Source organism: Bradyrhizobium sp. (assembly GCF_049512235.1).
GTDB lineage: Bacteria > Pseudomonadota > Alphaproteobacteria > Rhizobiales > Xanthobacteraceae > Bradyrhizobium.
Genome location: NZ_JBEKXH010000020.1, coordinates 1 through 17,588 on the forward strand (window position 1 = coordinate 1; position 17,588 = coordinate 17,588).

Annotated in this window: 14 protein-coding genes and 1 pseudogene; 11 read left to right on the forward strand and 4 right to left on the reverse strand. The window is 64.5% G+C overall.

Annotated elements, in window-relative coordinates:
- The first annotated feature begins 389 nt into the window (after nt 1-389).
- Nucleotides 390-1,982, forward strand: coding sequence for a bifunctional phosphoribosylaminoimidazolecarboxamide formyltransferase/IMP cyclohydrolase (gene purH / locus ABSG20_RS03295; RefSeq protein ID WP_423863054.1), 1,593 nt, complete (start codon nt 390-392; stop codon nt 1,980-1,982).
- An 11-nt stretch (nt 1,983-1,993) separates the two neighbouring features.
- Here the strand turns inward: purH and ABSG20_RS03300 are convergent, their stop codons facing one another.
- Nucleotides 1,994-3,379 (reverse strand): MFS transporter, encoded by a 1,386-nt coding sequence (locus ABSG20_RS03300; RefSeq protein WP_423863055.1) that lies wholly within the window; start codon nt 3,377-3,379, stop codon nt 1,994-1,996.
- A gap of 115 nt (nt 3,380-3,494) precedes the next feature.
- Between ABSG20_RS03300 and ggt the strand changes: the two genes are divergently transcribed.
- From ggt to ABSG20_RS03315, 3 genes and pseudogenes are all read left to right on the forward strand, one after another.
- The gene (ggt, locus tag ABSG20_RS03305; RefSeq protein ID WP_423863056.1) at nt 3,495-5,240 is read left to right on the forward strand and encodes a gamma-glutamyltransferase; all 1,746 of its coding nucleotides are present in this window, start codon (nt 3,495-3,497) and stop codon (nt 5,238-5,240) included.
- Nucleotides 5,241-5,542: 302 nt separating this feature from the next.
- Nucleotides 5,543-6,841: an MFS transporter gene (locus tag ABSG20_RS03310; RefSeq protein WP_423863057.1), complete on the forward strand. Its 1,299-nt coding sequence runs from the start codon at nt 5,543-5,545 to the stop codon at nt 6,839-6,841.
- A 664-nt stretch (nt 6,842-7,505) separates the two neighbouring features.
- Nucleotides 7,506-8,402, forward strand: a pseudogene (locus tag ABSG20_RS03315) (SDR family oxidoreductase).
- Nucleotides 8,403-8,864: 462 nt separating this feature from the next.
- Here ABSG20_RS03315 and ABSG20_RS03320 read toward each other — a convergent pair.
- Nucleotides 8,865-9,530, reverse strand: a complete 666-nt coding sequence (locus ABSG20_RS03320; protein WP_423863058.1) for a glutathione S-transferase family protein — start codon at nt 9,528-9,530, stop codon at nt 8,865-8,867.
- Between the two features lie 175 nt (nt 9,531-9,705).
- On the opposite strand from ABSG20_RS03320, the gene ABSG20_RS03325 reads away from it, so the two are divergent.
- The 4 genes from ABSG20_RS03325 (at nt 9,706) to panE (ending at nt 12,920) form a co-directional block, all read left to right on the forward strand.
- Nucleotides 9,706-10,323: a DUF2239 family protein gene (locus ABSG20_RS03325; RefSeq protein WP_423863059.1), complete on the forward strand. Its 618-nt coding sequence runs from the start codon at nt 9,706-9,708 to the stop codon at nt 10,321-10,323.
- 130 nt (nt 10,324-10,453) lie between these two features.
- Entirely contained in the window at nt 10,454-11,062 is a 609-nt protein-coding gene (locus tag ABSG20_RS03330) for a 2-hydroxychromene-2-carboxylate isomerase (RefSeq protein WP_423863060.1), read from the forward strand.
- 46 nt (nt 11,063-11,108) lie between these two features.
- A complete protein-coding gene (locus ABSG20_RS03335; RefSeq protein WP_423863061.1) occupies nt 11,109-11,846 on the forward strand; it encodes an SDR family oxidoreductase in 738 nt (245 codons plus the stop codon).
- 153 nt (nt 11,847-11,999) lie between these two features.
- Nucleotides 12,000-12,920 (forward strand): 2-dehydropantoate 2-reductase, encoded by a 921-nt coding sequence (gene panE, locus ABSG20_RS03340; protein WP_423863062.1) that lies wholly within the window; start codon nt 12,000-12,002, stop codon nt 12,918-12,920.
- Between the two features lie 518 nt (nt 12,921-13,438).
- On the opposite strand, the gene ABSG20_RS03345 is transcribed toward panE, so the two are convergent.
- Together ABSG20_RS03345 and ABSG20_RS03350 are read right to left on the reverse strand one after the other, a co-directional pair.
- Nucleotides 13,439-14,032, reverse strand: coding sequence for a c-type cytochrome (locus tag ABSG20_RS03345; protein ID WP_423863063.1), 594 nt, complete (start codon nt 14,030-14,032; stop codon nt 13,439-13,441).
- 169 nt (nt 14,033-14,201) lie between these two features.
- Nucleotides 14,202-15,461 (reverse strand): PQQ-dependent sugar dehydrogenase, encoded by a 1,260-nt coding sequence (locus ABSG20_RS03350; protein ID WP_423863064.1) that lies wholly within the window; start codon nt 15,459-15,461, stop codon nt 14,202-14,204.
- A 271-nt stretch (nt 15,462-15,732) separates the two neighbouring features.
- On the opposite strand from ABSG20_RS03350, the gene ABSG20_RS03355 reads away from it, so the two are divergent.
- The 3 genes from ABSG20_RS03355 (at nt 15,733) to ABSG20_RS03365 (ending at nt 17,349) form a co-directional block, all read left to right on the forward strand.
- Nucleotides 15,733-16,614, forward strand: a complete 882-nt coding sequence (locus ABSG20_RS03355; RefSeq protein ID WP_423863065.1) for an NAD-dependent epimerase/dehydratase family protein — start codon at nt 15,733-15,735, stop codon at nt 16,612-16,614.
- A gap of 140 nt (nt 16,615-16,754) precedes the next feature.
- Nucleotides 16,755-17,021: a BrnT family toxin gene (locus ABSG20_RS03360; protein WP_423863066.1), complete on the forward strand. Its 267-nt coding sequence runs from the start codon at nt 16,755-16,757 to the stop codon at nt 17,019-17,021.
- A 49-nt stretch (nt 17,022-17,070) separates the two neighbouring features.
- A complete protein-coding gene (locus ABSG20_RS03365) occupies nt 17,071-17,349 on the forward strand; it encodes a helix-turn-helix domain-containing protein (RefSeq protein ID WP_423863080.1) in 279 nt (92 codons plus the stop codon).
- Nucleotides 17,350-17,588: the final 239 nt, after the last annotated feature.

Below are 17,588 nucleotides of genomic sequence, written 5' to 3' on the forward strand. Positions count from 1 at the left end.
CGCTAGCTTAACAACTGGTGTCCCGGACGCTGGCCGCGTAGACGGTGGGCTCCCTCTCCCCCCCAAGCGAAAGCGTAGCTTTCACGGGGGGCGGGAGAGGGTTGGGGTGAGGGGGGCGCCGCATCGGGACTGCCCGAGTGGTCCCCTCACCCCACCCTCTCCCGCGCTAAAGAAGCGGGGAGAGGGAGTGAGAGAGTTGGGGGCCACCTGACTGGCGCGCTTAAGCTAGCGCATATGGGGGCCTGCCCCGGCACACGGAAGAACTGCGGGCGGCGTCCGCGGCATGGGGGGCATGGGGAGAGGGAGGTGTGAACATCGCAGCGCGGGCCGGTTTCTTGACCGCCAAAACCATGCTACCCGGCGACCTTGTTCCCTAGGGATATCCGCCCATGACCGACCATCCGCGCCGCGTGACCCGCGCCTTGTTGTCCGCGTCCGATAAATCCGGACTGATCGAATTCGCCCGAGCGCTTGTCAACTACGGTATCGAGCTGGTCTCCACCGGCGGCACCGCCAAGGCGATCGCGGCCGCGGGCTTGGAGGTTACCGATGTTTCGGAGCTGACTGGGTTCCCGGAGATGATGGACGGCCGGGTCAAAACCCTGCATCCGAAAGTGCATGGCGGGCTGCTCGCGATCCGCGACAATGCCGAACATGCCAAGGCCATGACGGACCACGGCATCGCGCCGATCGACCTCTTGGTGGTCAATCTCTATCCGTTCGAGGCAACCGTCGACAAAGGCGCGGACTTTACGGAGTGTATCGAGAACATCGACATCGGCGGCCCGGCGATGATCCGTGCGGCGGCGAAGAACCATGAGGACGTCGCGGTCGTGGTCGAACCCTCCGATTATCAGGCGGTGCTCGACGAACTCGCCGCCAATGCCGGCGCAACCAGACTGTCGCTGCGCCGTCGCCTGGCGGCCAAGGCCTATGCCCGCACCGCCGCCTATGATGCCGCGATCTCGAACTGGTTCGCGGCCGAGCTCAAGACCGAAGCGCCGGATTTCCGCGCCTTCGGCGGACGGCTGATCCAGGCGCTGCGCTATGGCGAGAACCCGCACCAGACGGCGGCGTTTTATCGGCTGCCCGGCAAGCGCCCGGGCGTCGCCACCGCGCGGCAGCTGCAAGGCAAGGAGCTGTCGTACAACAACATCAACGATACCGACGCCGCCTATGAATGCATCGCCGAATTCGATGCCGCGCGCACCGCGGCCTGCGTCATCGTCAAGCACGCCAACCCCTGCGGCGTCGCCGAGGGCCCCGATCTCGTCAGCGCCTATCGCAAGGCGTTCGCCTGCGACACCCAGTCGCCCTATGGCGGTATCATCGCGGTCAACCGCACGCTCGATGCCGAAACCGCTGATGTCATCACCGAAATCCTGACTGAAGTCATCATCGCCCCCGGTGCGACCGAAGAGGCGATCGCGATCATCGCCAGGCGGCGGAACCTGCGGCTGTTGCTCGCGGGCAGCCTGCCCGATCGGCGCGCTTCAGGCCTGACCGCCAAAACCGTGGCCGGGGGACTGCTGGTGCAGAGCCGCGACAACGCCGTCGTCGATGACCTCACATTAAAGGCCGTGACCCGGCGGGCGCCGACCGAGGCCGAGCTGCGCGATCTCAAATTCGCGTTCCGGGTTGCCAAGCATGTCAAATCCAACACCATCGTCTACGCCCGAGATCTGGCGACCGTCGGGATCGGCGCCGGCCAGATGAGCCGGGTGGACGCCTCGCGCATCGCCGCCCGCAAGGCAAGGGATGCTGCAGATGAGGCCAAGCTGGCGCAGCCGATGACCGTGGGTTCCGTGGTGGCGTCGGACGCCTTCTTCCCGTTCGCCGACGGGCTTGTGGTCGCGATCGAGGCCGGCGCCACGGCGGTGATCCAACCCGGCGGCTCGATCCGCGACGAAGAGGTGATAAAAGCCGCCGACGACGCCGGCATCGCCATGGTGTTCACCGGGGTCAGGCATTTCCGGCATTGAAGGGGCCTGATCTAATCCCGCACCCTCGCCAACAACGCCAGTCCCGCCACGAAGAACGCCACCAGCACCGCCATCCCCGCCTTCTGGCTGGCGGTCACCGCGGTGACCACCCCGATCAGCAGCGGTCCGACAAACGAGGTCACCTTTCCGGTCAGCGCGAATAATCCAAAATATTGCGCGATGCGGTCTTTCGGCGCCATCCGGATCAGAAGGCTGCGCGAAGCCGCCTGCAGCGGAGCCCCGGCGGCGCCGATCAGGCATCCAAGCAGGAGATAAGCGCGTTCCGCAGCGGCGGAGAACAAGGGCGCCCCGGGCACGGGTGGCGCGACCTTGACGAAAGCGATCGTCTCCTTGTCCACCAACAGGATCAAAACGATGGCCGACAGCAGCACCAGCATGCTGCCGGCGATCACCCGTTTCGGCCCCAAGGCATCGTCGAGTTTGCCGCCAAGCCAGCCGCCGAGAGCGCCGGCGACGGCCAGGATAATGCCGAAGGTGCCGATCTCTATCGTATTCCAGCCGAAGGTGCCGGCGGCGTAGATGCCGCCGAACGCGAACAGCGACACCAGGCCATCGGTATAGATCATGTTGGCGAGCAGAAACGCGGCGATCGATCTCTGCCTCGGCAGGTCGCGCAGGGTCTTCTGCAGTTCCGCCAAACCCTCGTGCACGGCCTCACGCACGCCGCGCCTCGCCGGATAATCCGGCGTCAGCAGGAACATCGGCAGCACAAAGATGATGAACCAGACCCCGGTCAGGGGACCGCTGATGCGGTCGCCCTGGTGGGAGACGGGATCCAGACCGAACAGTGGCGTCAGACCGAACAGCGTCCGCCCGGTCGCAGGGTCGGCGGCGAGAAAGCCCAGCACCAGGATAAGGCTCAAGATGCCGCCGACATAGCCGGTGGCCCAGCCGGTTCCGGACAAGCGTCCGATCCGGTCCGGCGGCACCAAAGTCGGCATCATCGCATTGTTGAAGACAGTGGCGAATTCGACACCGACGGTGGCGACCGCATAGGCTGATAACAGCGGCGGGATCACGCTGGCGTCGCCGGGCTTGCCGAACCACATCAGGCTGGAGCCGATTACGAGCAGCGCGCCGAACGCCGCGATCCACGGCTTGCGGCGGCCGCTCGCGTCTGCAACGGCGCCCAGAACCGGCGACAGCAGCGCGATCGTAAGACCCGCCGCCGCGGTGGCAAAACCCCACAGCGATTGTCCGCTTGCCGGATCCGGGGCCACATGGGTGGCGAAATAGGGCGCGAACACGAAGGTCGTGATCAGCGTAAAATAGGGCTGCGCGGCCCAATCGAAGAAAATCCAGCTGATGACAGCTGAGCGCGGTGGATAGGCCGCCGGCCTGCCGGCAATGCCTGCGTCCGGGGCTAGTGTCACCATGCTCGGATTATCCTGCCGCTTCACGAGGAGGCGTTTTGCCCCGGACTTGGGAAATCCGTATAGCATCCGGACCATCTCTCGTGCTCCCCTCCCAAACCCCCACGTCGGAAGTTGTATGATCCGATTTACAGCCGAACGGCGCAGGATGCTCGCGGGCCTCCTGCTGGTCATAGCATTTTGCCTGCCGGCCGATGCGCAGGAACGCCGCGTTTATATGCCTGCGGCCCCCGACAGCGTCCATGCCGTCGAAGCCCAACATGGCATGGTGGTGGCGCAGGAGAAGACCGCGGCCCGGATCGGCGCCGATGTGTTGCGTCGGGGCGGTAACGCGGTCGATGCCGCGGTCGCCACCGGTTTTGCCATGGCCGTGAGCTATCCGCGCGCGGGCAACATTGGCGGCGGCGGCTTCATGATCATTCACTCCGCCGATCATGGCGAGGACATCGCCATCGACTATCGCGAGACCGCGCCGGCCGCGGCCACGGCACGGATTTTTCTCGGGCCCGACGGCCAGCCCGAGGCGGCAAAATCGCGCGACTCTGCGCTCGGCACCGGCGTCCCCGGCACCGTCGCCGGACTGGCACTGGCGCTCGAGAAGTACGGTTCGGGCCAGTTCACGCTCGCCGAATTGCTGCAGCCGGCGATCGCTCTGGCCCGCGACGGCCTGATCGTCACCGACGACACCGCCGACACCCTGCCGGAACTGTATCGGCGGCTGGCGCGCTGGCCGTCCTCGCTGAAGATCTTTTCCCGCGCCGACGGCACTCCGTTGCGCGAAGGCGACCTCCTGGTTCAGGCCGATCTGGCGGCGACGCTCTCGGCCATCGCCGCACAGGGACCGGCCGGATTTTATCGGGGGCCGGTTGCCGACAGGCTTGCGTCCGCCGTCCGCGACGCCGGCGGCATCATGACCTCGGACGATCTCGGATCCTATTCTGCCGTGGTCCGCCCGCCGGTGCGCGGAACCTATCGCGGCTATGACATCATCTCGATGCCGCAGCCCTCCTCCGGTGGCGTCGTGCTGCTGGAGATGCTCAATATCCTCGAGGGCTTTGCGATGCCCGACATCGGCCAGGGATCGGCGGCCTCGCTGCATGTCCTGATCGAGGCGATGAAGCGGGCCTATGCCGACCGCGCCCGCTATCTCGGCGATCCCGCTTTTGTCAGTGCGCCGGTTGCGACCCTGATCTCGAAGGACTACGCGGCGAAGCAGCGCGCCGGCATCGATCCCGATCGCGCCACGCCGTCGGCCGAGCTGTCCTCGCCGATGCCGCCGCGCGAGGGCAGCAACACCACGCATTTCTCGGTGGTCGACAGCCGGGGCAATGCCGTCAGCAACACCTATACGCTGAATTTCCCCTATGGCGTCGGCCTGGTCGCCGAAGGCACCGGTGTGCTGCTCAACAACGAACTCGACGACTTCACCGCCGCCCCCGGCGCCGCCAATGCCTTCGGCCTGGTGGGATACGAGGCCAATCTGCCCGGCCCCGGCAAACGGCCATTGTCCTCGATGTCGCCGACCATCGTGCTCAGGAACGGCAAAGCGGTGCTGGTGACCGGCTCGCCCGGCGGCAGCCGCATCATCTCCACGGTGCTGCAGGTAATCGTCAATGTGCTCGACTATCACATGGACGTCGCGGCCGCGGTGGCGGCGCCTCGCCTGCACCATCAATGGCTGCCCGACGAAGTACGGATCGAGCGCGGCTTTGGCGAGGCCACGCTGGCGGCGCTCAAGGCCAAAGGGCATCGGGTGGTCGAACCGATGGGCCAGACCTCGGCCAACTCGATCGCGGTGACGCCGGACGGGCTGCTTGGCGCCCCCGATCCGCGAACCCGCGGTGCCGAGGCCGCAGGGCAATAGGGCGGTCCGGCGCACGCGCAGTGTTTGACGCTGGCCGCGTAGACGGTGCGCTCCCTCTCCCGCGCTAAAGAAGCGGGGAGAGGGAGTGAGAGAGTTGGGGCCACCTGACTGGGGCGCTAAAGCTGGCGCGTATGGGGCCACCCTCCGACCCCTCCCCACCGCTACGCGGGGGGAGGGGCGAACCAGAGCCGATTCAAAAGTTTTGATGGTTGGCCTTATCAGCGTAGATATGCCGTGCCCCGCGCAAGCCGGCCGCGGGTTCCAGACTGAGACCGGCGAGATATTCTCCGGGGGGACAGGCCATGAGTACCGCTGAGCCATCAGGCGTGATCGACGTCGCGCCGATCGAAGACACCAGCCTGCTGGCCTTCTACCGCGACATGAACCTGCCGGAGCGGCGCACGTTCTGGGCCTGCGCTTCCGGCTGGGCGCTCGACGGCATGGACTTCATGATCTATCCGCTGGTGATCGGCACCATCATTGCGCTGTGGAAGGTCGATCCCGGCACCGCCGGCCTCGCCGGCACCGCGACGCTATTGGCGTCGGCGGTCGGCGGCTGGCTCGGCGGCTATCTCGCCGACCGCATCGGCCGGGTCAAAACCCTGCAGCTGACCATCCTGTGGTTCTCGTTCTTCTCGCTGGTGTGCGCCGTGGTGCAGAATTTCGATCAGCTCCTGATCGCGCGGGCGGTGCTGGGGTTGGGCTTCGGCGGGGAATGGGCTGCCGGGGCGGTGCTGATGGGGGAAACGATCCGCCCGCAATATCGCGGCCGCGCGGTCGGTTCGGTGCAGTCCGGATGGGCCGTGGGCTGGGGCCTTGCGGTGCTGTCGCAGGCCATCCTGTTCTCCTGGCTGCCGCCCGACATCGCCTGGCGCTTCATGTTCGCGATCGGGGCGCTGCCGGCGCTATTGGTGTTTTATCTGCGGCGCCATGTCACCGAACCCGAAATCGCCGCCGCGACCCGGGTCAAACAAGCAGCATCGGGCGACCGGCCGGCGCTGTGGGAGATCTTTAAGGGCCCGATCGTCAAAACCACCATCCTGGCGTCGCTGATGTCGACGGGCTGCCAGGGCGGCTACTACGCCATCACCTTCTGGGTGCCGCGCTTCCTCACCACCGAGCGCAAGCTCTCGATCGTAAGTTCCACCGGCTACCTCGCGGCGCTGATCATCGGCTCGTTCGTGGGTTACCTGGTTGGCGCCTGGCTGGCCGACCGGATCGGACGGCGCAATTTGTTTCTGATCTTCTCGCTCGGCGCCATCGCCGTGGTGCTGCTCTACACCCAATTGCCGCTGTCCAACGAAGTGCTGTGGCTGCTCGGCTTTCCCCTTGGCTTCTTCGCGTCGGGTTATTTCTCCGGCGTCGGCGCCTTTCTCACCGAGCTCTACCCGACAAGGCTGCGCGGATCCGGCCAGGGCTTCTGCTACAATTTCGGCCGCGGCATCGGCGCGCTGTTCCCGTTTCTGGTCGGCGCGCTCTCGACCTCGACCTCGCTCGGCAACGCGATTGCGGTTTTCGCGGTCGCGGCCTATGGCGTGTTCTTCCTTGCAGCCTTTGCGCTGCCGGAAACCCGCGGTCGAATTCTGCACGCCGATGGGTGAGGGGAGTTGGAAATTAACCAGCAAGGCATTCGAGAGCGCCATCTCGATCTCCGCCTCCGGCCATTTAATTTTCAAACAGCCAAGGCCACGAAGCGGCGGGATACGGGGTGTCGCTACGAGCTGACGTCGTCCAGCGATATCTTCGGCATTTGGCCTGCGCCAGTTCCGCCGCCATCGGGTTACGCGCCGCGGGCTTGGCTGCCGACCAGCATCGGTGGATATCAATTCGAGCTTCTTGCGCACGTTGTCGCTGAGGGAAAGCACTTGGCCGATTCGGAAGGCGGGGCTGTCGCACCTAAAATATCGAAAACAACCCCATGCAAAGTATCTTGGCGCTCGCTGGCATGCGCGATCCCGCCAAAAAATTTTGACGCGTCGGGAAAATCACCTGCAATATTCCATCATCGCGTGCGCTACCGTGATTGGGCTCGGCGCTCGCGGGGCCGATGCGGCGTCATGCGCCGCGCGGGCGCGCGGTCAATCATTCACAATGCGCATAGCGATGTCAGCCTGCATCGTCAGTGTCCTGCTTGAGCGGCGGATTACGCCCTCGGGGCTACGCGTTGCGCGCCCATCCCACTCCCGCTCCCGCTCCCGCAGTTCACTCCCGCATCTGCCGGGAAGGGAGTAGACAGACATTCTGATCCCAACCGGAGTTCCACCCATGACATCGCTTAAAGGCAAGACGCTTTTCATTTCCGGAGGCAGCCGGGGCATTGGGCTTGCGATCGCGCTGCGCGCCGCGCGCGACGGCGCCAATATCGCGGTCGCCGCCAAGACCGCCGAGCCGCATCCCAAACTCAAGGGCACCATCTACACCGCCGCCGAAGAAATCCGCGCCGCCGGCGGCAAGGCGTTGCCGATCCTGTGTGACATCCGCGACGAAGCCCAGGTGATCTCCGCCATCGAGCAGACCGCGGCCGAATTCGGCGGCATCGACATCTGCGTCAACAATGCCAGCGCCATCAGCCTCACCGACTCGCAAGCGACCGACATGAAGCGGTTCGACCTGATGATGGGCATCAACACCCGCGGCACCTTCATGGTGTCGAAATACTGCATCCCGCATTTGAAGCGGGCCGAAAATCCGCACATTTTGATGCTGTCGCCGCCGCTCGACATCAAGGCAAAATGGTTCGAGCACTCCACTGCCTACACCCTGGCAAAATTCGGCATGAGCCTGTGCGTGCTCGGCCTGTCGGCCTAACTGAAGCCACAGGGCGTTGCGGTCAATGCGTTGTGGCCGCGCACCACCATCGCCACGGCCGCGGTCGGCAATCTGCTCGGCGGCGACGCCATGATGCGCGCCAGCCGGACGCCTGCGATCATGGCGGACGCGGCCCATGTCATTTTCACAAAACCGTCGCGCGAGTTTACCGGCCAGTTCTGCATCGATGACAAGGTGCTGTACCAAAGCGGCGTGCACGATTTCGAACCCTACCGGGTCGATCCGACGGTGGCGCTAATGTCGGATTTCTTCGTGCCCGACGACGACGTGCCGCCGCCGGGGGTGACCGTGCGGCCGCTGCCCTCGGTCGGCCAGGTGCAGAAGTCGGGCTAAGGCCAGAAACCAGTGAAATCGATCTGGTTCTCCCCTCCCCCCGCGAAGCGGTGGGGAGGGGTCGGGGGTGGGGGGTCCATCGGCAAGAACCGCTGCTTTCGGTGAACGCCGCGCCACCCCCACCCCCGACCCCTCCCCGCCACGCGCGATGCGCGTGGGGGGAGGGGAGCTCATGACCTGCCACTCCTGTTATCCCTGTTAATACAGGGCTGGTAACAGGCAAAAGCAGTGGCCAGCACGGCGACAACTCGCTGGATCCATCCCGAAAAGCACATGGTCGAGATCGCCGATCCGCGGCACGCCGGCCTTCCGCATCCTGCCCATGCAGCAGCCAGCGACGCGGCCGTGACGATCGCGATACGCCCCTGGAGAGGAACGAGGCGGACGTGACTATAAACTGATTTGTACGAAAAGCGAACAGGAATATTTTCTATAAAACCTTGTGCGGGAAGTGCGGCGAAATCATCGCCCCACCGTATACGGCCCGCCCTTTTCCAGCGCGCGCTGGTAGGCTGGGCGGGCGTGAATGCGATCGAGGAAGGCCATGGCTTTGGGGTGGCCCTGCTCGAGCCCGGCGCGCGCGGCGGCGGCTTCCAGCGGAAAACTCATCTGGATGTCGGCGGCGGTGAAATCGTCGCCGGCGAACCATTGGCTTTTTCCGAGCTCGCTTTCCCAGAACGCCATGTGCTGCTGCAGCTGCGGATTGACCAGCGCGGTCAGCGCCTGGTTGCAGACCTTGCGGACCAGCGGCCGCAGCAGCGCCGGCGCCCGCTTTGGCATCAGCGTGAACAATAATTTCAGGAGCAGCGGCGGCATCGCGGACCCCTCCGCATAATGCAGCCAATAGGTAAAGCGCAGCCGCGCGGGCGTTTTCGGCGGCGGAATAAGCCGCCCCTCGCCATAGGTATCGAGAAGATATTCGACGATCGCGCCGGATTCCGCTGTCGTGATGCCGTTGTCGGTAATGACGGGCGATTTTCCAAGCGGATGGACCGCGCGCAATTCCGCCGGGGCCCGCATGTCGGGCTGACGCTGATAGCGGACGACCTGGTACGGCACGTCCAGTTCCTCCAATAGCCACAGCACCCGCTGCGAGCGGGAATTATTGAGATGATGGACGGTCAGCATGGCGGTTCTCCCCGAAAGCGCTGGCGCATCGGCGCCCTGGCGTTTGGTGGATGCCAGCCGGGCGCGACAAAGTCGAGAACGCCAGCGGTGGGCTGTAATACCCGGGTATTATTGACAAGGATAAATTACCCGGGTAAATCTCTTAATTCTTTGATCGCAGATCTCGGAGATTTCGATGAGCAACGGCCCGGACCCCGATTACATGGCTTTCGAGGGTGACCGCTGCATCGCATCCGGTGACCTCGGGGACGTCGCGCGCGCGGCGAAGGCGGAGCTGGACCGGCGCCAGGAGAGGTCTGTTCTCATCTTCGATGGCACGACCGGCGGTCCCGTCGAGATCGATTTTCGCGGCTCGATCGCTGACGTCCTGGCGCGGCTGCCCGACCCTGCGGGCGCGCCCGCCGCCATCGAAGATGACGCGGCGCCGCGCGGTCCCGGCCGTCCGAAGCTCGGCGTGGTCGCCCGCGAAGTCACGCTATTGCCGCGGCATTGGCAATGGTTGGCGCGGCAACGCGGCGGCGCCTCGGTGACCTTGCGCCGGCTGGTCGACGAGGCCAGGCGCAGCGGCGAGGAGGGCGGTCGCATCCGCGCCAGGCAGGAAGCGGCCTATCGCTTCATGTCGGCCATCGCCGGCGACAAGCCGCATTACGAGGACGCCATCCGCGCGCTGTTCGCGCCCGAGCCGGCTCGTTTCGAAAAATTGATCGCTTGTTGGCCCGCGGACGTGCGCGAGCACACCTTGCGACTTGCCAAAAGGGCATTCGACCGCGAACCGCCGACAGGCGCCGGTTGATCCCGACGGGGCGAGCGGCTAGGGTACTTGGAATGATAGGGATCATATAAGATACGCTGTCGTATGACAAAACGCCGCCGCCGCATGAGAAACGCTGTCCCACAGGAAACCAAGACACCAGGAGAACGCCGTGAGCCGCATTGCCCCGCAATTCCTGTTCGACTTCGGCAGCCCCAATGCCTTTCTCAGCCACGAGGCCATTCCCGCCATCGAACAACGCATCGGCGTCAAATTCGAATATGTGCCGATCCTGCTCGGCGGCATCTTCAAGGCCACCAACAACAAGTCGCCCGCCGAGACCCTTGCCGGCGTCAAGAACAAGCCCGAGTTCCAGGCCCTCGAAACCCTGCGCTTCGTCCGGCGTTTCCAGGTCAAGCCCTATGTCTGGAATCCGTTCTTCCCGGTCAACACGCTTAATCTGATGCGCGCCGCCGTTGCCGCCCGGCTCGAGGGCGTGTTCGAGCCATACGTCGACGCCGCGTTCCATCACATGTGGGTCGAGCCGAAGAAGATGGACGATCCCGCAGTGGCGCTGGCGGCGCTGACATCGTCCGGCCTCGACGCCGCCAAGCTGTTCGCGCGCGCGCAGGAAGCCGACGTCAAGGCCAGGCTGATCGAGAACACGCAAGCCGCGGTCGAGCGCGGCGCGTTCGGCTCGCCGACCTTCTTCGTCGGCAACGAGATGTTCTTCGGCAAGGAACAATTGCGCGAGGTCGAGGAACTGGTGTCTGGAAGTTGATCTTGCTTTGAACCTCATAGGATGAGGGCAATGGAGGAAACTGGACATGCAAAAACGCAACGCGACCGCGGCTGTGATCGGCGCCGGCGACTTCATCGGCGCCGAGATCGCCAAGAAATTCGCCGCCGAGGGATTTACGGTCTTCGCCGGCCGGCGCGACGGCGCCAAGCTCGAGCCGCTGGTCAGGGAGATCGAGTCATCAGGCGGAGCGATCGTCGCGCGCGCGCTCGATGCGCGCAAGGAGGACGAGGTCGCGGCATTTCTTGACGACGCCGACAAGCACGCCCCGCTGGAAGTCTGCATCTTCAATGTCGGCGCCAATGTCAATTTCCCGATTCTGGAGACCACCGACCGGGTATTTCGCAAGGTCTGGGAGATGGCCTGCTGGGCGGGTTTTCTGGCCGGGCGGGAATCGGCGCGGCTGATGCTGCCGCGCGGCCAGGGCCACATCTTCTTCACCGGCGCCACCGCCTCGCTGCGCGGCGGCAGCGGTTTTGCCGCCTTCGCCAGCGCCAAGTTCGGGTTGCGCGCGGTGGCCCAAGCGATGGCGCGCGAACTCGGGCCGAAGAACATTCACGTCGCGCATCTCATCATCGATTCCGGCGTCGACACCGCCTGGGTGCGCGCGCGGCGCGAGCAGCTCTGGGGCAAGGAGGCGCTGGATAATCCCGATCTCCTGATGCCGCCGGCATCGGTGGCAGCCTCCTACTGGCAGCTCTACCAGCAGCCGCGCAGCGCCTGGACCTTCGAGATGGAAATTCGCCCGTTCGGAGAGAAGTGGTAGGCTGGAGAAGAGGCGAATAGCGAATAGCGAATAGCGAATAGCGAATTGTGAGCAGTGAGCAGTGAGGCAAGTTTCCCTATTCCCTATTCCCTATTCCCTATTCGCTATTCGCCTCTCCTACTCGCCTCTTCCTTACACAAACGGAGACATTAGATGCGCATTCTCGTGGTCGGCGCCGGCGCCATCGGCGGCTATTTCGGCGGCAGGATGCTTCAGGCCGGCCGCGACGTCACCTTTCTGGTGCGCCCGAAGCGATCAGCCGAGCTGGCTGAAGCGGGCCTCGTGATCAAGAGCCCCAATGGCGATGTCACGCTGAAGCGCCCGCCGACCGTTCAGGCCGACAAGATCGCCGAAAAATTCGACGTCGTGCTGCTGAGCTGCAAGGCCTTCGACCTCGACGACGCGATAAAGTCCTTTGCCCCGGCGGTCGGGCCGCAGACGGCGATCATCCCGCTGCTCAACGGCATGCTGCACCTGGACCGGCTTGACGACACATTCGGGCGCGGGCGGGTGCTCGGCGGCCTCTGTGCGATTGCCGTCACGCTCAATGAAGATCGCGAGGTCGTTCAGCTGCAGCCGATGCAGTCGCTCAATTTCGGCGAGCGTGACGGAAAACTGTCGGAGCGGGTCCGTGCCATCGCGGCCGTGATGGAAAGCGGCAAGTTCGGCGCGGTGGCCAGCGAACACATCATTCAGGAGATGTGGGAAAAATGGGTCTTCCTGGCCTCGCTGGCGGCCGCGACCTGCCTGATGCGCGCCTCGGTCGGCGCCATCCTGGCCGCGCCCGCCGGCAAGGATTTTATTCTCGGCGTGCTCGATGAATGCAGCGCGGTCGCCACCGCCGAAGGTTTTGCGCCGCGCGCGCCGTTCCTGCAGCGCACCCGGGGCATGCTGACCGCGGAGGGCTCGCCGATGACCGCGTCGATGTTCCGCGACATCAAGGCCGGCGCCCCGGTCGAGGCCGACCACGTCATCGGCGACCTGATCGCGCGCGGCGATGCCGCCAAGGTGCCGGTGCCGAGACTGCGCACCGCCTACACGCATCTGAAGGCCTATGAGCAGCAGCGGGGGTGAGGACGGGTGGACCGATCCCGGTGAAACCAATCGTTTCCAAGCTCTCGGTCCTCTTCCTCCCCTCCCCCCACGCGCATCGCGCGTGGCGGGGAGGGAGCCTGCCCCGGACTTGATCCGGGGTCGGGAGGGTGGCGAGGCATTCACCGAAGCAGCGGTTCCTGCCGATGCCCACCCCCGACCCCTCCCCACCGCTTCGCGGGGGGAGGGGAGAAGATAGCGGCGCCGGCGCCGGGCAACTCGGGAAGGGGTTCACGCGCGATATCGATATGATCACAACTTCGGAAACGCTGTACTAGCGGAAGTTGGGCTAGCTGGCGCGAGTGCCTCTTCTCCCTCGCCCCGCTCTTGCGGGGAGAGGGCGGGGTGAGGGGCTCTATCCGCGAATTCTCAGGCAGAGGCGTACGCGGAGATTCTCCCTCATCCGAAGCCTTCGGCTTCGACCTCTCCCCGCAAGCGGACGCAAGCGGGGCGAGGTAAGAGATGCAGCAACTTCCAAGGATGACCGCGCAAACCGAGCCTCAGAGATGCGCGAGATAATGTGCCAGCGCGGCGATCTCCTCCTCGCTCAGGGGATAGGCGACATCGGCCATCGCCGCGCCTGCGCCGCCGACCCGCAGGCCCGACTTGTAGTCATGCAGCGCCTTGATCAGATATTCCTCGCGCTGGTCGGCAATCCGCGCCACCGCCTTGGTGCCCGCGAAGCTGTCGGTGTGGCATGCGGCGCAGCGCCGTCCCGCGGCGGCCTGCGCGCCTTTCTGGGAGAGGTCGGGGTTATCGTCTGGTGTCGAAGGCTTGGGGGGAGAAAGCGAGGCAAAGTAGGCGCCGATATCGCGGACATCTTCATTGCTGATCTGCTCGGCGATCGGCTGCATCAGCTCGTTCTTGCGCGCGCCGCTGCGGAAGAACACCAGCTGCCACTGCAGGAACTGATCCGGCTGGCCGGCCAGCGAGGGAGTGTTCTCGGTTTGCGAAATACCGGCTTCGCCGTGGCAGCCGGCGCAGAGCGCGGCCTTTTCCTTGCCGGCGGCGAGGTCGGCGGCGCGGGCCTGGGATCCGACGAGCGCCGATAGTCCCAGAGTAAGGAGCAAATTCAAAAAAAACCTGCGGTGCATGATCTGGATTCCCACATTCGCCCAAAAGCGTCATTGCCCGATGCGCCATTGCGCATCCGAGGCCGCGTTGCCGCAAACCCGGTGTGACGACTTTCGTTATACCCCATCCAAAAAGGCAAGGCTGCGGCCGCTCGTTTCCGAACAGCCGCAGCCTCCGATGTTTCAGCGCTTACTTCTTGTAGCTGATGCGATAGATCGCCCCGGCCCAGTCGTCGGCAACGAGAATCGAGCCATCCTTGTCCAGGATGATGTCGTCCGGCCGGCCGATATAGCCCTGGTCGCCCTCGATCCAACCGGATGCGAACACTTCCTCTTTCGGATTCTTGCCGTCCGGACCCACGGTGACACGCACGATTCGCCCACCCTGGTATTTATGCCGGTTCCACGAGCCGTGCTCGGCGATCAGGATCGAGTTCTTGTATTCGGCGGGAAACTGGTCGCCGGTATAGAACTTCATGCCGAGCGGAGCCACATGGGCGCCGAGATTGAGCACCGGCGGGGTGAATTCCGAACATTCGTGACCCATCGCGAACTTCGGATCCGGCAGGTTGCCCTGGTGGCAATAGGGATAGCCGAAATGCTCGCCCATCTTCGAGACCATGTTGAGCTTGTCGCTCGGCAGGTCATCGCTCATCCAGTCGCGCGCATTCTCGGTGAACCAGTATTTGCCGCTGCGCGGATCGACAGCACCGCCAACGCTGTTGCGGACGCCGAGCGCCACGATTTCCGCGTTGCCGGTCTTGGGATCGACGCGGCGGATCTGCGACACGCTGGTCGGCGGGATGCCGACGTTGAAGGGAGGTCCGAACGGAATATAGAACCAGCCATCCTTGTCCGCGGCCAGATATTTCCAGCCATGCGCGGCATAGGACGGCATGTCATCATAGACCACCTTGCCGGCGCCGAGATTGCCGAGATTGGCTTCGGCATTGTCGTATTTGATCAACTGGTTGACCGCGATGACGTAGAGCGCACCGTCCTCGAAGGCGAGGCCGGTGGGCATGTTCAGCCCCTTGAGGATGGTCTTGACCTCTTTCTTGCCGCCACTGTCGGTGATGGCGTACACATTGCCGAGGCCGAAGGAACCGACAAACAGCGTGCCCTTGTCGCCCCAGGCCATCTGCCGAGCCGCCAGCACGCCCGACGCATAGACTTCGATCTTGAAGCCCGGCGGCAGTTTTATCTTTTTCATCATGGCGTCGAGTTCGGCCTCCGACGAGCCGGTCGGCGGGCCTGAGGGCGGCACAAGACCCTTTTGCGCTTCGGTCTCATCGCCTAGGAACCAGTCGTCCGGCGGATGGGTCCAGAATTCCTTGTTGCCGGACTGATACGAGTGCAGAGCCTTATTCTGTGCGCTGGCCTGACTGACGCCGCCGACCATGGCGATCGCCGCGAGCGCAAGAACTGATCGATTGAATGCCGATTTCATCGCCTACTCCCTGGGCAGCCAAGTGGCTGCGCCTGTTTATTATTTTCACGTTTCGAAAGACGGACTTGGTCCAATGCACCGCATTGGGCATGAAGATGCTAGCACATTTCCAGCGCGAGAAAAGCGCGCGACGGACGCCTTTGGCAGGTGAAACTGCTTAAAATAAACCCAGCTCGTGGCCATCAGAGCTGTTTGCCCGCATCCGCTGCGCTGCACTGCGATATCGGGAGCGCAGGGGGTTGCGGCGGCGAGTTCCATGACGGAGCCGATCATGCGCGTTTTCATTCTGGGCGGCACCGGCGCAATCGGCTCGCCGCTGGTTCGCGAACTCGTCAAGCGCGGCCACGATGTCCGGGCGCTGGCACGCTCCGAGGCCTCGGCGGCGAAACTCGCCGCCTACGGCGCGAGACCGGTTGCCGGTGATATCGCCGCGCCGGAACCATGGGTCGCCCGGATGCCGCATGTCGACGCCGTCATCCATGTGGCCTGCGATGTCGATTCCGAGATGGGCAAAATCGATGCTCACCTGGTCGACATCCTGTTGCCGTCGCTCGCCGCGCAACCTGCCAAAGCGCGCATCATCTATACCGGCGGTTGCTGGCTGTTCGGCGCGACCGGCGAAGAGATCGCGACCGAAGCGACGCCGCTCCGTCCGCTGGCCGCGTTCGCGTGGATGCTGCCGCAGCTGCGGCGAATTCTGGCCGCGCCCGAAGTCTGTGGCATCGTCATTCACCCGGCCATGGTCTACACCGCCGCGGGCGGCGTATTCGATCGTTTCGCCCGGGAGGCGCGCCAGCGCCGTGCGATCCGGGTGGTGGAGAGCGCGGACGTGCGATGGCCACTGGTGCACAGCGAAGACCTCGCGGCGCTCTACGTTGCAGCGCTCGAGCGCGCGCCGGCGCGATCGAGCCATATCGGCGCCGCGGTCGAGGGGCTTTCCGTCGGCCGGATCGCGCGCGCCTTCGCGAAGCGTTTTGCCTCAGGGCATCAAGAGCCTCACATCATCTCCGCTGACGCGATCGCGGCCGAACTCGGCGATTGGGCGCGGGGCTATGCGCGCGACCAGCGGCTGAGCGGCGCCAAGGCACGGCGCGAGCTCGGCTGGCTGCCAAGGCATCTCGACCCGGAACGCGAAATCGCGTCGCTGCCGTGACCGATGCGCGAAAGATGGCGATGGCGGCCAGGCCCGTCAGCAGGGCGGAATAGCTCGGTAGAGCGGATTGGAGCCGAAGGCGTAATCCGCCATCTTGAATTGGGTACTGAATATCAGTATATCTGGCGCCGGAGCTCGCGATGGACTTCGAATGGGACGGCGCCAAGGAGCGGGCCAACCGGAATAAGCACGGTGTCGACTTTCGAGCGGCCGCGAGAGTGTTCCTGGATCCATACGTGGTCGAGTTTGATGACCTCGACACCGCTGGCGAGTTGCGCTTCAACGCGATCGGATTGGTGGACGGCCGAATGCTCTTCGTCACGTATACGATGAGAGGCGATATTGTTCGCATCATATCCGCCAGAGGAGCGGAGCCACATGAAAAAAGAAAGTATCACGAGATTTAAGCTCAATCCGAAGAAGCCGCCAAAGACAGATTGGCGCGCCTTCGACGTCATGAGCGAAGAGGCGCGCCATCGTGCCGCTGTTTCGGACCCCGACGCTCCGCCCGCGACCAAGGCCCAGCTCGCGCGCGCTCGCCGCGTGCCGACCGTGCGGGCGTTGCGCGCAAGGATGAATTTGACGCAGGAAGAGTTTGCGGCCCGGTTCCACCTCCCACTCGGGACTGTGCGAGATTGGGAGCAAGGCGCGCATCGCCCCGATAAGGCCGCGCAAGTCCTGCTAACGGTCATTGCACGAGACCCGGAAGCTGTGGCACGCGCGCTCGAGGGTTAGTTTAGTTTGGTTAGCGAAAAGGCCGGGCACGCATTGCCCGGCATCGAAGCGTCATCCGCCGTTTCGCGGCATCGCATCGTGCGCGCTGGCGCGGAGATTTCCCGTGGCATGCATCGACCAGGATGATCCCGGGGCGGATTAGCATTGAAGTTGGGCCAGCATGGCCCGGCTTCAATGCGTAATCCGCCGTCAAGCAGCAACGCGTCGTGCGCACGAGCGAGATGGCGGATTACGCCGAT

What these genes read in the sequence shown, in the direction of transcription:
- purH (WP_423863054.1), top strand. Translation starts at nt 390, where the DNA reads ATGACCGACCATCCGCGCCGCGTGACCCGCGCCTTGTTGTCCGCGTCC.
- ABSG20_RS03300 (WP_423863055.1), bottom strand. Translation starts at nt 3,379, where the DNA reads ATGGTGACACTAGCCCCGGACGCAGGCATTGCCGGCAGGCCGGCGGCC.
- ggt (WP_423863056.1), top strand. Translation starts at nt 3,495, where the DNA reads ATGATCCGATTTACAGCCGAACGGCGCAGGATGCTCGCGGGCCTCCTG.
- ABSG20_RS03310 (WP_423863057.1), top strand. Translation starts at nt 5,543, where the DNA reads ATGAGTACCGCTGAGCCATCAGGCGTGATCGACGTCGCGCCGATCGAA.
- ABSG20_RS03320 (WP_423863058.1), bottom strand. Translation starts at nt 9,530, where the DNA reads ATGCTGACCGTCCATCATCTCAATAATTCCCGCTCGCAGCGGGTGCTG.
- ABSG20_RS03325 (WP_423863059.1), top strand. Translation starts at nt 9,706, where the DNA reads ATGAGCAACGGCCCGGACCCCGATTACATGGCTTTCGAGGGTGACCGC.
- ABSG20_RS03335 (WP_423863061.1), top strand. Translation starts at nt 11,109, where the DNA reads ATGCAAAAACGCAACGCGACCGCGGCTGTGATCGGCGCCGGCGACTTC.
- panE (WP_423863062.1), top strand. Translation starts at nt 12,000, where the DNA reads ATGCGCATTCTCGTGGTCGGCGCCGGCGCCATCGGCGGCTATTTCGGC.
- ABSG20_RS03345 (WP_423863063.1), bottom strand. Translation starts at nt 14,032, where the DNA reads ATGCACCGCAGGTTTTTTTTGAATTTGCTCCTTACTCTGGGACTATCG.
- ABSG20_RS03350 (WP_423863064.1), bottom strand. Translation starts at nt 15,461, where the DNA reads ATGAAATCGGCATTCAATCGATCAGTTCTTGCGCTCGCGGCGATCGCC.
- ABSG20_RS03355 (WP_423863065.1), top strand. Translation starts at nt 15,733, where the DNA reads ATGCGCGTTTTCATTCTGGGCGGCACCGGCGCAATCGGCTCGCCGCTG.
- ABSG20_RS03360 (WP_423863066.1), top strand. Translation starts at nt 16,755, where the DNA reads ATGGACTTCGAATGGGACGGCGCCAAGGAGCGGGCCAACCGGAATAAG.
- ABSG20_RS03365 (WP_423863080.1), top strand. Translation starts at nt 17,071, where the DNA reads ATGAGCGAAGAGGCGCGCCATCGTGCCGCTGTTTCGGACCCCGACGCT.